At 50.8% G+C, this 15,468-nt stretch carries 13 protein-coding genes; 7 read left to right on the top strand and 6 right to left on the bottom strand.

The genetic code is table 11. The features are described from left to right. Positions 1-9 precede the first annotated feature (9 nt). A complete protein-coding gene (locus tag H581_RS38700) occupies positions 10-798 on the top strand; it encodes a hypothetical protein (RefSeq protein WP_211231521.1) in 789 nt (262 codons plus the stop codon). Between the two features lie 20 nt (positions 799-818). On the opposite strand, the gene dnaN is transcribed toward H581_RS38700, so the two are convergent. Both dnaN and H581_RS0132515 read right to left on the bottom strand, forming a co-directional pair. After that, the gene (gene dnaN, locus H581_RS0132520) at positions 819-1,943 is read right to left on the bottom strand and encodes a DNA polymerase III subunit beta (RefSeq protein WP_029192897.1); all 1,125 of its coding nucleotides are present in this window, start codon (positions 1,941-1,943) and stop codon (positions 819-821) included. A 24-nt stretch (positions 1,944-1,967) separates the two neighbouring features. Continuing rightward, the gene (locus tag H581_RS0132515; protein WP_029192896.1) at positions 1,968-2,204 is read right to left on the bottom strand and encodes a hypothetical protein; all 237 of its coding nucleotides are present in this window, start codon (positions 2,202-2,204) and stop codon (positions 1,968-1,970) included. Positions 2,205-2,396: 192 nt separating this feature from the next. Between H581_RS0132515 and H581_RS0132510 the strand changes: the two genes are divergently transcribed. Next, positions 2,397-2,624, top strand: a complete 228-nt coding sequence (locus H581_RS0132510; protein WP_029192895.1) for a hypothetical protein — start codon at positions 2,397-2,399, stop codon at positions 2,622-2,624. Between the two features lie 168 nt (positions 2,625-2,792). Here the strand turns inward: H581_RS0132510 and H581_RS0132505 are convergent, their stop codons facing one another. Then, complete coding sequence (locus H581_RS0132505) at positions 2,793-3,611, bottom strand: SDR family oxidoreductase (RefSeq protein WP_051251531.1); 819 nt, start codon at positions 3,609-3,611, stop codon at positions 2,793-2,795. A gap of 67 nt (positions 3,612-3,678) precedes the next feature. Next, positions 3,679-5,100: a cardiolipin synthase gene (cls, locus tag H581_RS0132500; RefSeq protein WP_425414676.1), complete on the bottom strand. Its 1,422-nt coding sequence runs from the start codon at positions 5,098-5,100 to the stop codon at positions 3,679-3,681. 143 nt (positions 5,101-5,243) lie between these two features. On the opposite strand from cls, the gene H581_RS0132495 reads away from it, so the two are divergent. After that, positions 5,244-8,693: a BadF/BadG/BcrA/BcrD ATPase family protein gene (locus tag H581_RS0132495; RefSeq protein WP_029192892.1), complete on the top strand. Its 3,450-nt coding sequence runs from the start codon at positions 5,244-5,246 to the stop codon at positions 8,691-8,693. Between the two features lie 26 nt (positions 8,694-8,719). After that, positions 8,720-10,339, top strand: coding sequence for a 2-hydroxyglutaryl-CoA dehydratase (locus H581_RS0132490; RefSeq protein ID WP_029192891.1), 1,620 nt, complete (start codon positions 8,720-8,722; stop codon positions 10,337-10,339). 66 nt (positions 10,340-10,405) lie between these two features. Here the strand turns inward: H581_RS0132490 and H581_RS0132485 are convergent, their stop codons facing one another. Further along, entirely contained in the window at positions 10,406-11,938 is a 1,533-nt protein-coding gene (locus H581_RS0132485; RefSeq protein ID WP_029192890.1) for an MFS transporter, read from the bottom strand. Positions 11,939-12,183: 245 nt separating this feature from the next. Between H581_RS0132485 and H581_RS0132480 the strand changes: the two genes are divergently transcribed. After that, on the top strand, positions 12,184-12,588 hold the full coding sequence (locus tag H581_RS0132480) for a VOC family protein (protein ID WP_029192889.1): 405 nt from the start codon (positions 12,184-12,186) through the stop codon (positions 12,586-12,588). A gap of 187 nt (positions 12,589-12,775) precedes the next feature. Here H581_RS0132480 and H581_RS0132475 read toward each other — a convergent pair whose 3' ends face one another. Continuing rightward, positions 12,776-13,858: a branched-chain amino acid aminotransferase gene (locus tag H581_RS0132475; protein ID WP_029192888.1), complete on the bottom strand. Its 1,083-nt coding sequence runs from the start codon at positions 13,856-13,858 to the stop codon at positions 12,776-12,778. A gap of 119 nt (positions 13,859-13,977) precedes the next feature. On the opposite strand from H581_RS0132475, the gene H581_RS0132470 reads away from it, so the two are divergent. After that, positions 13,978-14,877: a LysR family transcriptional regulator gene (locus H581_RS0132470; RefSeq protein ID WP_029192887.1), complete on the top strand. Its 900-nt coding sequence runs from the start codon at positions 13,978-13,980 to the stop codon at positions 14,875-14,877. Positions 14,878-14,968: 91 nt separating this feature from the next. Next, positions 14,969-15,388, top strand: coding sequence for a LysM peptidoglycan-binding domain-containing protein (locus H581_RS0132465; protein WP_029192886.1), 420 nt, complete (start codon positions 14,969-14,971; stop codon positions 15,386-15,388). Positions 15,389-15,468 lie beyond the last annotated feature (80 nt).

The raw sequence follows: 15,468 nt of genomic DNA, 5'->3' as shown, positions 1-15,468 counted from the left end.
ACATATGTCATGAGATACGTCGTTCATATCGTTACGTCTGTGATTTGCATCCTATTTCCGATTTGCGCCTTGGTGTATATCTACTGGGATGCAAGCCAGCCCAAAACCGGACCCGTCGGAAATGGGGTTCAACTGCCCTCCATTCAGGAGTTGATTCCGCTTTTTAGCACCTTTCTTTTAGGAATCATCAATTTGCCTATCGCCATTATTCGTTATAAGGAAAATAAAAGAAAAGCGTTAAACGGACAGCATACTCACCCTATGGTTAAGCTGACGCCGCAGTTCGCGGAGGAGCAAGCCGATGCGACAGCAATGGATGACAATCTTCGTTTGCGGGAAGCGAAAGAACTGATTTTCGCATTAGAAGCCGAGATTAGAAGAAAACGCAAATATGCGGAAGTTTATATCGCGATCGAATCCATAGACGGGGACAAGGAAAAGGACATAGAGACGATGATCCAGGCATTCTTAAGCCGGTTCGGAGCTTTTAAACCGGGAGTAAAGCTGGATGAAATCACTGAGCCGGATTTAAGCAAGCTCTTGGAATATGCGTTATCCAAACAAATGGCGCATGACCTGGAAGCGATGAGCGTGCCGGAAGCCCGGTCGATTATTCGCGACTTTATGCGTTTATTTGACTCGCCGGAGCGCACGATATTCACCAACGGGACTTACAACAACGGTTTAATGTGGCGCTCGATCATGAAGGAGAGACATGGTACCGTCTATTTCGATACGGGGGCAGTCGTCCTGACAAAGGAGTTAATCGGCATCCTATGGATTGCGGATAGAGGATAAGGGCAGCTCCCGTGCTGCTCTTATTCCCGCGTCAGCATCGGAGTAACGATATAGAGGGATCCGGAGCTATCGGCCGGCTGCACGATAATCGGATTCCGTCTTCCCGTCAGCCTAATGTGAACCTTGCCGCAATCCATAACGCCTACAATATCCAACATGTATTTGCCGTTAAAAGAAATTGCGAGCTTCTCCCCGACCAGCGCCTCGATCGCTATACTTTCCGTTACCTCCCCGATTGCTGCCGTTCTCGAAGTCAGCTCCATCGTTTGATCCGACTCGATGCTCAGCTTTACCGCTTTGTTATCGCCGGCCAAGAGCGAGACACGCTCTAAGGCGTGCAGAAGGTCAAAGGTATTGACCGTCATTTCCGTGGTGAAAGCTTCCGGCGCAAGCTTGTCCGTCGAAGGATAGCTGCCCTCCAACAGGGACGATTGCATGGATATGCTGTTTGTTTGAAAAAGAATGGTGTTCCTTCCGAGCGATATAGCGGTTGAGGCTTGTTCGTCATGCAGCATTTTAGAGAAATCCGTGAGGTGTTTCCCTGGAATAATAACTGCCGGGAACGTGCTCCCGGATTTTTTCTGCAGAGGCATGATTCTCGAAGCCAGCCGAACGCCGTCGGATGCGACCAGTCTGACTTGCTCTTCTTCAATCCGGCACGAAACCCCGGTCAGTACCGGCCTGGCTTCGGACGTTGAGACGGCAAAAGAAACCTGTTTGATCATTTTTTTCAGGGCGAGGTTCGGACAATGAAGGATATCGGAATGCTCGCTCCCTGCGATGCTTGGATATTCATCCACGCTCATCCCGCACAGGCGATAAACCGCGTTGCCTGCGCTTATTATAACATTGTAGTCTTCTGAGCTCGTAATGGAGACTGTTCCTGCAGGCAAATGGCGAATGATATCGGTTAAATAACGTGCGGGAATGACGATGCTTCCAGGCTGGCGCACGGTGACCTGATCGTCGTCAGCGGGAAATTTGTACTGCAGCAGCATACCGGTATGACCGGCTGTAAGCGTGAGTCCGGTGTGATCGGCGTGTAATTTCATACCGGTGAGAATAGGAATGACATTTTTGGCGGACACCGCGCCGGAAAGCAGGTGCAGCGCTTTGCATAACAGCCTCTGAGAAATTTCGATCAACAACAGTCCTCACCGCTCTCTGCGTTACTTGGCAAGACAGGATTCAATCATTCCGCGCAAAAGCTCCGATTTGGAGCAATGAAGCGTGCTGCATCTGTTTTCGAGCTCGTCCCATGTTTCTTTCGTAAGGGTGAGAGAAACTTTTTTGGTTTCGCCAATCGCTTTTCTGCCGGCACCCTCGCGAGGCCCGCCTCTTGTAAACATCATCGACAGCTGGCCTTCCGTCTTCGGAACGCCGATCTTTAATTTCTTATCGTCCAAGGCGGATCCTCCATGGTTATTCGAATTGTTTTTTTGAATCAGGTAACTTAAATCAAGACATTTGTATCTTAACTGTAGCATAGACGGGATGAATTGGCAATGACACGCTAAGGGGGTACGCCAACACTTGATTTGTGGTAGGATGAAGAGCACGAGAGTGGATGAAATTAATATTAGAAAAGGAGGATAAGAATGGGAAATGATTTTTATCGGAAGCTTGGTGCCGTGTTTCTGGTTGCCGCTGCTGTCATATATACAATCGAACGTATTGGCTGGCGGTTAGCGAATGCCATAGAGGTTAGCAGCGGACTAGTGACACGTGCGCCAATTACGATAGGTTTCTTCGATAACCTGTTTGTTCCCGCGTTTTCATTCGTCGGTTGCATCCTGTTCATTTACGGGTTTCCCCGCAAAAATTAACTTTTCGCTTTTCATGGGCTTTTCGAAGGTACTAGCTGTGGAGTTAAGCTGGATAGTTTCAAATATTGATAGTAAACCTCATATAGAAGGTATATCTGTAACGCCGTGCTCGAGGTCAGGCTCCGTTTGCAACTTCCAAACGAAAAAAAGAGCATTGCTGCTCTTTTTCTAAAGGAGTGTTTCCGCGCCGTCGATGTAGATTTCGGTGCCGGAGATATGACTGGATTCGTTCGAAGCGAGGAACAGCACGAGATCCGCAACCTGTTCGGGCTGACCGGGAGCATGCTCGAGAGGCTGGCTGCCTTCGGGATATTTGACTGGAATCGTAATTTTGTCAACCTGCGGCGTCCGTTTCGTACTCTCGCCGATATTCGTTTGGATTGCGCCGGGACAGATGACGTTCACGCGGATCTTATAGCGCGCCAACTCCAGCGCGGCCATCTTGGCGAATGCGACTTGGCCGGCTTTGGAGGAGCTGTAGGCCGACATGCCGAATCCGGCAAAGCTGCGGCTGCCGTTAATCGAGCTCGTGATTACGATGCTTCCGCCTTCTTTTTTCATATGGGGAATGGCGTATTTCACGGTCAGGAAGGTGCCTTTTAAATTCGTTGTCAGCGTCTTGTCCCATTCATCCGGCGATAGGTCCTCGATCGGAGAAACGGTTCCGTTAATGCCGGCGTTCGCAAATACGATATCGATTTTTCCAAAACGGCTGGCTGCCGTATGGATCGCTTGTTCAACGCGCGCCGGGTCGGAAATATCGGTATCGACAAATATCGATTCTCCTCCAAAGCCTTCGATTTGCTTCTCAACCGTTTCGGTACGGTTATCGTTCAAATCGAGAAGGCATACCTTTGCGCCATGACGGGCTAACAGCAGCGCTGCAGCGCGTCCGATGCCGGAACCTGCTCCGGTAATAACCGCTATTTTATCCTTCACGCGGAGATTGCCCGCAGCTTCTTGCAGCTTTTCTTGTGTCACACTCATCTTGTATTCCCTCCATTTGATGCCAAAGTCAATCTGAGTTAGTTTTCCTTGCGGAGGCATATTTATTCTAGAACAAAGGCGAGAGCAACCGGGCGAAAACTTCTTTCATCTTTTGTATTCCAGGCCTCTTTTTGAATTCTGACAGCAAAATCTCCTTGCTAAGGCTAAGATCCATGAAAAAATCTTGCACCAAACGGTCAATTACCTTTCCGTCAAAAAAGACTGCATTGAGCTCGAATTGGCCGCAAAAGCTGCGTATATCCATATTTGCGCTGCCAGAGCAAGCCAAATTATCGGAAATAATCACTTTGGAATGAATGAACCCTTTCTGATAGCAATAAAACCGGGCTCCCGCCTGCAGCAATTCCTGGACATAGGACAAAGATGCATTGTACACAAGTTTTTTGTCGGGAACGGCCGGTATAATAATGCGAACATCGATCCCGCTGATGACGGCCGTTTTTAGAGCCAATAAGATGCCGGGATCGGGAACGAAATAAGGCGTTTCAATATAGATTCTCTTCTTCGCTGAAACGATGAGGGAGAAAATAAGCTCCAGAATCGTCTCATCCGGTCCGCTTTTCACGATTTGCACAAATTCTCTCCCTTGACTTTCCTGAACGGGATAATAGACAGAATCGGTTATGATTTGTTCTTTGACCAAATACCAATCCGTCAAAAAAGTATATTGGATCCACAGTACGGCATCGCCTTTCAGGCTGAAATGAGTGTCCCGCCAATAACCGATTTCCGGATTTTCCCCCAAGTATTCATCTCCAATATTCAAACCGCCGAAAAAACCGATTTTGCCGTCCACAACTACTATTTTGCGGTGATTGCGGTAATTGAGCCGTTTATCGAAAAATGTCGATACCGGGGGGAAGAAACACCCCGTTTCCACGCCGGCATCCTGCAGCCGCTTCAAATAGGCCTTCCCTAACCGACGGCTGCCGATTCCGTCATATAAAAACCGCACTTGAACCCCTTCCTGTGCTTTCCGGATCAACAACCTTTCAAATCGGGAACCGAGATTATCGTCGCGGATAATGTAGAACTCAATATGGATATGGTGCTTGGCCTCCGCTATCGATTCCAGCATCGCTTCAAAGGCTGGTTCACCTTCGGCATATATCGTCGTTTCATTGCAAGCGGTAATAGGGACGGTCGGCATGTTTTTAAGTAATAGATACAAGTTGTTCTCTTGGTTGACGGTTTCCTCAATCATATCTTTCGGTATTCGCTGTTTGCATCGATGAATGAGGTCTGACTTGAAGGATTCCCAATGCCTGTTTTTTTTCCGCCGAAGGGTACGATGGCAAGAATATTCTTTCGCAACAAAATAATACGGAAGAAAGCCAATTATTGGAAAGAGAAACAAGATGAACAGCCAAGCAATCGCTTTGTTCGAACGACGATATTCGAGGACGATGACGGAAGCGATTTGGATGATAAATAACAAGAGAGCCATAATGATCCAAAACAATTGCAATCTCGCCTCCTTAAAAACGACATCTTAATCATATGCTTAAGTTTTGAATAGCCTTGAAAGGAATTACCGTTACATGTTTTTTGTAAGGAATGGCTAATTTATACGCAGGGTAATCATTTTGATTTTGGAAAAGGAGCATTGGGATGAAAAATAATCCAGAACGTTTAGACAGTATAATCATCGGAATTGACGTCGGTTCAACTACTGTTAAAGCAACCGTTGTCAACCCGGCAAACAAAGAAATCGTATGGTCGGATTATCAGCGCCACCATACGAAACAGGCGGAAAAGGTAATGGAATTACTGGTTACGATCGGAAATGAATTTCAAGACGTCAGGCAGGAGAACATTCGTGCGTTTATAACGGGCTCCGGCGCTGGGCCGATTGCCGAGCATATCGGAGCTAAGTTTGTTCAGGAAGTGAACGCTGTTTCCATGGCCGTCGAACATCTTCATCCCGATGTGGGGAGTGTCATTGAGCTTGGAGGACAGGATGCCAAAATCATCATATTTAAGGTGAACGAGGAAACAGGCAGTAAACAAGCGCTGACATCCATGAACGACAAGTGCGCATCCGGAACCGGCGCCACGATCGACAAGTGCATGATTAAAGTGGGAATGCCTATGGAAGAAGTGGGGAACCTGCACTTTGACGATTCGAAACTGCACCATGTGGCCGCCAAGTGCGGGGTATTTGCCGAAACGGATATTGTCAATCTGGTGAAGAGCGGTATTCCTTCAGCCGAAATCATGTGTTCTTTGGCTGATGCTATTGTTATGCAGAACCTTTCCGTTCTGACCAGGGGCAATACGCTGCGGCACCGTGTTTTGCTGCTGGGAGGCCCCAATACATACCTGCCGTTTCTGCAGGAATGCTGGCGGATGCGCATACCGCAAACTTGGAAGGACCGGGGTTACGATTATCCAAAAGACATCCCGATTGAGGAATTGATTTTTGTACCCGACAATTCCCAGTACTACGCTGCCTATGGAGCCGTCATGTACGGCATGCATGAACCGGCCGGCGTGGGCAATTACACGGGATTGGAAGGGCTGAAACAGTTTATCGCGCACGGCCGGAAAGCGAAGTTGGGCGAAAACGCGGGCCCGCCGCTGTCAAACGGCGTAACGGAGCTGGAACAATTCCGCAAAACGTACAAGATTCCCCTCTTTACGCCGGCAACTTTCGGACCCGGGCAGAAGATAAGGGCGGCGGTCGGTCTGGATGGCGGTTCCACTTCGTCCAAAGCCGTTCTCGTTGATGAAAGCGGAGAGATTCTTCTGAAGGAATATCAGCTTTCCAAAGGCAATCCGCTTGAGGATACGAGAGAAATGCTGAAACGGATCCGCGATAAGGTAACGGGGCAGGGGGCTGAATTGGAAATCATCGGATTCGGCGCCACCGGATATGCGGCGGATGTATTGGAGAAAACGTTAAAGGCAGACGTCAACATCGTCGAGACCGTCGCGCATATGATGAGCGCCGTGAACGAATTCGGCGAGATTGATGTCATATGCGATATCGGCGGTCAGGACATTAAAGTGTTATTTCTTAAAAATGGGGATTTTCGGGATTTCAGGCTGTCCAATCAATGTTCCGCCGGGAACGGGATGCTGCTGCAGGCGATGGCGGATCAGTTTGGCATACCGGTGCAGGATTACGCGGATACAGCGTTCGCGGCGGACCTTTCACCAAAATTTTCATACGGATGTGCCGTATTTCTCGATGCGGATCGGGTCAATTTTCAGAAGGAGGGGTATTCCAAGGAGGAATTGCTGGCTGGTCTCGCGCTCGTCCTCCCGAAGAACATATGGCAGTATGTCGTGCAGATCCCGCGCATGGCGGAACTAGGCCGCAAATTCGTCCTGCAGGGAGGGACGCAATACAACTTGGCAGCCGTAAAAGCGCAGGTGGATTACATCAAACAGCGGGTTCCCGATGCTGAAGTATACGTTCATCCTCACCCGGGCGAAGCGGGGGCGATCGGGGCGGCGAGGGAAACGCTGCGTGTGGTGAAACGGCGCGGATATTCCACGTTTTTGGGTTTGGAAGCGGCGATAATGCTAAGCTATGTATCGCGCAACGACGAATCCACCCGCTGTACCTTCTGTCCCAACAACTGCAGCCGGACTTTTATCGACTCTGAGACGCCGGACGGACAAACCGCCCGTTACATCTCGGGTTTCAGCTGCGAGAAGGGAACTGTTGAAGACCAGGAAGCCGTCACGAAATTGACCAAGCAGCGGCAGGAGCTGAAAAAACATTATCCGAATCTCGTGGAATACGAAGCGCGCCGCATGTTCCAGCATTTTTACGATCCGGAACCGCTGCCTGAAACAGGTGAACAAGTAAATGACAATGACCTCTTGCCGCAGCGCAGCTGGTTTGGATTGCGCAAAACCTCGTACCGGCGGGATTTTGAACGTTCCTCCGCCGCGGCGGCGGAGCGCCGGAACCGTCTGCGCATCGGCATTCCGAAGGTCCTTAACATATGGTCGACTGCGCCTTTTTGGCGGACCTACTTAGAGACGCTTGGCGTCGATCAGCGGAACATCGTGTTCAGCGACAATACGAGTGAGGAAATGTGGCAGGAAGGCGGCAAATACGGATCGATCGATCCTTGCTATCCGTCGAAAGTCGCGCAGGCGCATGTTCACAATTTATTGTTTAAACATCATGAGAAAAAACCGCTCGACTATATTTTCTTTCCGTGTATCACCCACATTCCGACCCATCTCCAAAATGTGATGGATTCGACAAGCTGTCCGATTGTGGCCGGCGCCCCGAATGTAATCAAGGCCGCCTTTACCAAAGAAGTAAATTTCTTTGAGACCAGAGGGGTAGTCTATCTGGATCCGGCGGTGACCTTCACAGAACCGAATCTTTTGAAGAGACAGCTGTTTGAGGCATTCGGGGACTATCTGTTGGCGACGGAGGATGAGAGTGATTTTGCCGCCGATCAAGGCTGGAAGGCGATGGAATTGTTCGATGCCGAAATGCAGGAGAAGGGACGTTTGATTCTGGAGCAGATGGAAGAAGAGAATCGTATAGCCATTCTGTTGACCGGCCGCCCTTATCACTCCGATCCGGGCATGAATCACAACGTATTGGATGAGTTTCAGGTTCTGGGCTATCCCATTTTGTCCATGCGCTCCATCCCCAAAGATGAAGCATGGCTTCACCGGTTTTTCAGCGACGACCTGCAAAGCGGACGGGTGGAATATGCGCTCGAAGTGAGCGACGTGTGGCCCGAGAACTTCAGTTCCAACAGCGTGCAGAAAGTGTGGGCTTCCAAATTTGCCGCGCGCCATCCTCATGTGGCAGTACTGGACCTATCCAGCTTCAAATGCGGGCATGACGCTCCTACCTACGGTTTGATCGACTCGATCATCTCCGCGTCGGGAACTCCATTCTCGGCATTACATGACATCGATGCGAACAAACCAAGCGGTTCAATTAAAATCCGCGTGAAGACATATGCCCACAGCCTGGGGCTGCATGAAGAACGGCTGCAGGATTTGGCCGCGAGAAAAACGGAGCTGCAGCTTCGTCTAGAGCAAAAACGTTCCGAACTTTTGAAAAAAACCATTTAAGACATTAAAAAGGAGTGGAAACAGTTATGGCAATGGAGAAAAATATGCTTGAGGACGAGCTCCGCAAGTTTCAGGAGGAACAGGAAAAGGAACTCGGTTTGGATCAGGCAGGCAAGCACCAGTGGTTTGATCCCGTCCCCCGCCGGTTTCTGGCCAAAGACAAAGCGTCCACAACGATTTTGTTCGGCGGGCTGACGATGGCTCATGATTATCTGGTAGAAGGCGCTTTGTCCGGGCTCGGCTACCGGGTGCGGCACATGGACTGTCCGGACAGCGAGTCGCTGCGTTATGGCAAGGAATTCGGCAACCGGGGACAGTGCAATCCGACGTATTTCACGGTCGGCAATTTGATCAAATACCTGCACCATCTCCGTGACGTGGAAGGGAAGTCTAAGGAAGAGATAATCAGCAATTACCTATTCGTGACGAGCGGCTCCTGCGGCCCATGCCGTTTCGGTACTTACGTGACGGAATACCGGAAAGCGCTGCGCGATGCGGGCTTTGACGGCTTTCGAGTGCTTTTGTTCCAACAGACAGACGGTTTGAAGCAGGCGACCGGAGGAGAATCGGCGCTGAAATTGGACACTTCGTTTTTTATCAGCTTCCTTAAGGCCGTCCTGCTCGGGGACATCTTGAATGCGATCGGTTACCGCATTCGTCCCTACGAAGTAAAGGAAGGTTCAACCGACGCCGCTCTTGCTCGCTGCAAGGAGCTTATGCATGACGCTTTAAGCCGGCGTAAATCGCTCATCCCGACGTTTATCCGGTGCCGCAAGGAGCTGAAAGCCGTTAAAGTGGATCGGACGCGCGTGAAGCCGAAAGTCAGCATCATCGGGGAATTCTGGGCCATGACGACGGAAGGGGACGGCAATTATCATTTGCAAAAGTTTCTCGAAACCGAAGGGGCCGAGGTTGAAGTTCAATCGGTTACCGCTTGGATCCTGTTCCTTATTTGGTCGGGGCTCTACGATACCCGAAAGCGGATGAGCTTGCGGAAAGCAGATGCCGGAGGTAAAGGTTTGAAAGGTAAGAATCCCGTTGCAACGTTACTTATGCTGGCGCTTGCCGACCGGGGCATTCGGTTGATATTCCAAACGTATGCCCGAATGATCGGTTTGCGCGGCTATCATTTGCCCGATATGGAGGAAATCGCCCGGGTTGCTAATGACCACTACAACAATCAGCTGCGCGGCGGGGAAGGGCATATGGAAGTGGGCAAGTTGATTCTGAACGTGGTCAAACGGAAAGTCAACATGACCATCTCCGTCAAGCCTTTCGGATGTATGCCGTCTTCCGGCGTCTCAGATGGGGTTCAATCCTTGATTACGGAGAGATACCCCGATGCTATCTTTCTCCCGATCGAAACGACGGGTGACGGGGCGATCAATGTATACAGCAGGGTACAAATGATGCTGTTCAAGGCAAAACAGGCGGCACAGAAAGAGTTCGACGAAGCGCTTACGAGAAAGGGCTATGCCGGGGAGCCGTTACCAAGCGGATCAACAGCGAACAATCCATTGCATGCTAGCCGTCACTTCGTAGCCTGTACAGCCGCAAATGCCGTATACGAAATGCCGGGAGGATATTTCAACTGGCGTCCCTTCGGAACCAAGAAGAAGAGGATGGAAAACGCAAAGCAAAATTGATCATCATTTCTAAAAGGTATGGCCAACCAGAGTTTACTGGTTGGCCATTTGTACGCTTCAATCCGATTAGTGCGCCGCTGCGTATTGCTCTGTTTCGGCTGCAGGGTCGAGCTTTTCCTTGCTCATCATAAAGGCGATGGCCAAGGCTAACACCGCGGGAATGATGCCGACCGCAAAGGTGAAGACGATCGAGGACGAGAGACCGTCCGTTATTTTGCCCAGCGCTTGCTCCGGGATTTGGGTACGCGCTTCCGGGTTCATCAGCGCATGCGGGTCGCTGAAATCAATGCCCTCCCCGCCGGCCGGCAGACCGCTTCCCCCAAACGCTTCCGACAGCTTACGTGTGAGAGCATGGCTTTGCACAATTCCGAAAATCGTAATGCCAAGCGTCATGCCGAGCGACCGCAGGAAATTAAGCGTAGAGGTCGCCGTTCCGCGCTGGCGCATAGGCATGGCATGAATCGCCGCGTTGCTGAGAACCGAGAAGGAGCCGCCGATGCCAAGCCCAACCAGAATCATATAGAGCGTAATCGCTAAACGAGAGGAGTCAGGTGTCAATGTCGTGAGCAGCGCGATTCCTCCAACAAGCAGAATCAGCGTCGAGATCATAATGGTGCGGTAGGACAGCTTCGTCATCAGTGCGCCGCCGGCGGTTGCAGTGACAACCGAACCGAGCATCATCGGCAGCAGGACAAGTCCGGCGTTCGTTGCGCTTCCTCCGAGTACGCCTTGGATGTAGATCGGGATGTATACGGAAGCCGTGATGAACGCTGCGCCGCTGAAGAAAGCGAGCGCGTTGCTTGTCGAGAACAAGCGGCTTTTGAACAGGCCGAATGTAATAATCGGCTCCTTGGCTCTTTTCTCCGCAACGATGAACAGTACTGTAAATAAGGCGAATCCGGCGAACATTCCGATAATCGGGAACGAATCCCACGCAAACTCCCTGCCTCCAAGTTCCATTGCAAACATGAAACAGACGACGGCGCCGACAAGCGAGACCGCGCCCCACCAGTCGATTTTTTGCTTCGCGTGCTCAAGCGATTCCTTGTAGAAGAGGGCAATCATGCCGAGAGAAATCAGGCCGAGCGGCAGATTGATATAGAAAATCCATGCCCAATGAATATGATCGGTAATATAAGCGCCAAGCAGCGGTCCGAAAATACTCGACATGCCGAACACGGCCCCGAACAATCCGCCCAGCTTGCCTCTGTTCTCCGGCGCAACGGCATCCATCATAATGGTGAATGTAATCGGGATCAGCGCGCCTGCTCCTATGCCCTGTACTGCGCGGAAGAGACTCAGTTCAATGATCGAGTTTGCCGTCCCGCACAGGGCGGAGCCGGCCATGAAGACGAGAATGCCGAAGACGAAGAAGCGCTTGCGGCCGTACATATCGGACAGCTTGCCGAAGATCGGCATGCCGGCCATTTCCGCGACCATATAAGCCGAGGTGACCCAAATAAATTTGTCGAGGCCGCCGAGGTCGCCGATAATCGTGCCCATCGCGGTTGCCATAATGGTGTTGTCCATGGATGCCATCAGAATGGCTAGCAGCAGTCCTGCGATAACTACACCGGTTTTTTGTTTTCCTTTTTGCATGTTTTGGAACCTCCAATTGATCTCATTTGATACCTTAAGTATAAAGAGGCACTGCTGACAACATTATGTCAGTGTTACAGGAACGCTTCAAAAATTCTTGTGAGCGGAATAATCGGTAGGATACCTTCTGGAAAAGCCGCTCAAGCACCGATTCGTTACAAATAAAGGAAAGGCGGCTTCAATCGAGAATATATGGGGAGATCCACCATATTAAACGGTGTGCGGGGGAAAGGGGAAGTTAATCGATGTCGGAGAAGTTCAGCTCTCTTACGGTACTCATGGTTTCCGATTTGGCAAGATCCCAAAGCTTCTATCGCGACGTAATGGGCTTTCAGGTGACGGATTGGTGGGCGGAACGCGGCGGCTTGCAGGGTGTTGCACTCAAGCTGTTCCAGGCGGCCGAGTCAGCGGATGTGAGGCCGAATGCGCGGCCGGCCGGCGGCGGGTATGCCGTTGATGTTCAGGTATACACGGAAACATGGGCGCAATTGGACGCCTTGTATGTGGAGTTCCGAAGCAAAGGAGCCGTTATTTCCGTGGAGCCGGTCGTTTATGCGGAAGGCGGTCCTTGGAAGGAATTCGTGGTGGAGGACCCGGACGGCTACCATCTCGCGTTTGGCGGGACGGACGGAGTGCCTGGCGGGGCATAAATTTTTTCTCATTCAAAAAGAGGCTTACCCGAAAGTCATCGCAGATGACGGAGGGCGCCTCTTTTCTTAAATTCTTAGCATTCTCCGCGAAACGGCTTACGTCTCTGATAAGGACCGACAGGCGTTTCTGCTTGTTACGTTATATTTTTTTCGGTCATACGAGTATATCGCGGGTTGTCCCTTCCGCTTATACGGTAACCGTTGTGGCTTCAACCATCCAGCCGAACGGATCTTCAAGTTTGCCCATTTGAATGCCGGTCAGCGTATCGTACAATTTCTTCGAGAGCTCTCCGGTCAGTCCCCCATTAATGACGAGTACGTCATCCTGCCAGTTCAACTCGCCGACCGGAGAAATAACGGCGGCCGTGCCCGTACCGAACGCTTCCTCCAGCTCGCCCTTGCGGCTGGCCTCATACAGTTCTTCGATAGCGATCGGACGCTCCACTACAGGAATATTCCAGTGCTTCAGCAGCTGAATGATCGAATTGCGGGTAACGCCGTCCAGGATGCTGCCGTTCAGCGCAGGGGTATGGACTGTTCCGTTGATTTTGAAAAACACGTTCATGCTGCCGACTTCTTCAATATATTTGCGGTGAACCCCGTCCAGCCACAGCACCTGGGAATAGCCCTTATCTTTGGCGAGCTCCTGCGCTTTCAGGCCCGCAGCGTAGTTTCCTGCGGTCTTCGCTTCGCCGACACCGCCTTTGACGGAACGGACATATTCCGATTCGACGAAAATTTTGACCGGATTAACGCCTTCGGTATAGTAAGCGCCTACAGGCGACATGATGATCATAAATTGATAATGCGTCGATGGCGCCACGCCAAGCTGCGGCTGCGTCGCAATGATGAACGGGCGGATGTACAGCGACGTTTCCGGCGCTGTCGGAATCCAGTCCTGATCGATGGCGATAAGCTGTTTCAAAGCCTCGATACAGTCGTCTACGGGAACCTCGGGTACGCTCAGCCGTTCATTAGAACGGTTCATGCGCTGAAAATTTTTGCTTGGCCTGAACAGAAGCACGCGTCCGTCGCCGGTTTTGTACGCCTTCAAGCCTTCAAAAATCGTTTGACCGTAATGAAATACTTTAGCCGCAGGATCAAGCACGATCGGCTGATAAGGAATGATGCGCGGCGAATGCCAGCCCTTGCCGGTCTGGTAATCCATAATAAACATATGGTCGGTATAATAATTGCCGAAGCCAAGCTGGTCTGCCGCCGGCTGCTGTTTCTTCGATTTGGCAAGCTCAATGTTCAATGATTGAAGCAAATGGCCCATCTCCCTTTTATTCTTGTTAATTGAATGCTAACACTTCATAGGATATATTTAAAATATCTATTTTATAGTGTTGTTATACCTTTAAGGTATGGCGTGACGGGGTGAACGATATGGACATGAGACAGCTTAAATATTTTTTGACGGCGGCGCAAGAAGGACAGGTTACAAGAGCGGCCAAGCGGCTGAATATGGAGCAGCCCCCTCTCAGCAGGCAGCTGAAGCTGATGGAGGAGGAGCTTGGCGTGAAGCTGTTCAACCGGAATGGCAAGGGGCTGAAGCTGACCCCTTCCGGGGAACTGCTTAAGCGGAAGGCGGAAGCGCTGCTCCAGCAGTTCGATGATTCGATCCGGGAAGTGAAAGGGATGGAGGAGGGCGTCCGCGGCGTCTTATCGATCGGTTCGGTCGTTTCCTGCATCTCGCTGCTGCCGGAGCGGATTAAGCATTTCAGGGAAAAGTATCCGCAGGTTACGTTCAAAATATCGGAAGGCGACCATTTCTACTTGGGCGAGCAGCTCGAGAAACGGGCGATCGATTTGATCGTGGCGCGGCTGCCGTTCGAAGCCCAGACGCATCCGCAGCAATATTCGATACTGCCGCTGCCTTCCGATCCGTTCGTCGCGGTCATTCCAAGCTCCTGGGGCGACTACTCCGGGAAGCAGTCCATTTGTATGAAGGAGCTGGCGCAATTTCCGTTCCTGACCTTGAAGACGGACAAGACGACCCGGATGCACGAGCAGGTCGTCAACGAATGCAAACGCCACGGCTTCGAGCCTTATATGATATGCGAATGCTCCAGCGTTGCGATTATTATGTCGTTGATCGCAAGCGGGATAGGCGCGACGGTATTCCCGAAATCGGTCATGTCGTCTTTCCCGACGACGGTGGTGAAGATGCTCGATATCGAGGATGCCGATTTCCAATCGGACGTGGGCATCCTGTGGCTGAAGGGGCATTATTTGCCTAAGCGCGCGCAGCAGTTCATTGAAAGCTTTCGGGAGGCTTCTTATTAAACAAGCCTAATTTTTGGGCTGAATGGAACGATTTCCGCTCATGGTCATATTTTATATAGTCAAATGACCATTAAACGATGGAGGTTATTCAATGAATCGTGCGTTTATCCCAGGCGGATTCGGTTTCCGCCGTCCATTCCGGCCGTTCCCTCATCCCTTTTTTCCGCGGCGTTTTCTGTTCCCTTTCTTCTTCTTTTCACCGTTTTTCTTTCCGTTTTTCCGTGAAGAAGACGGCGGAGACCGAAACGACAACGACATGTACTTTGCCCATCACCAGACACAGCCAGGCGATACGTTAGATAAAGTCGCGCACATGTATAATATCCCTTGCCCGATTCTGGAGGAGGCCAATCCTCATATCGGACACCCGGGAGAAATTCAACCTGGTTCCACTGTCCATATTCCTCGAATTTCCCATATGTATTGTCATAAGACATATATGGAAAAAGAAGAAGCAGCCAACCTGTATCCTAGCCAAAACATGCCTTATCCGGGAGTGCCATATAAATAAGCTTCCATGAGCAAGCCGCCTGCAGAAGCAGTTGCGCAAAAGCGGTCTGAAGGTTAGAATAAACGGAACGATCTAATGGG

The organism is Paenibacillus harenae DSM 16969 (assembly GCF_000422465.1).
Classification (GTDB): domain Bacteria; phylum Bacillota; class Bacilli; order Paenibacillales; family Paenibacillaceae; genus Pristimantibacillus; species Pristimantibacillus harenae.
Note: the sequence above shows the minus strand (reverse complement) of the source record. Positions and strands in the feature narration are given on the sequence as shown.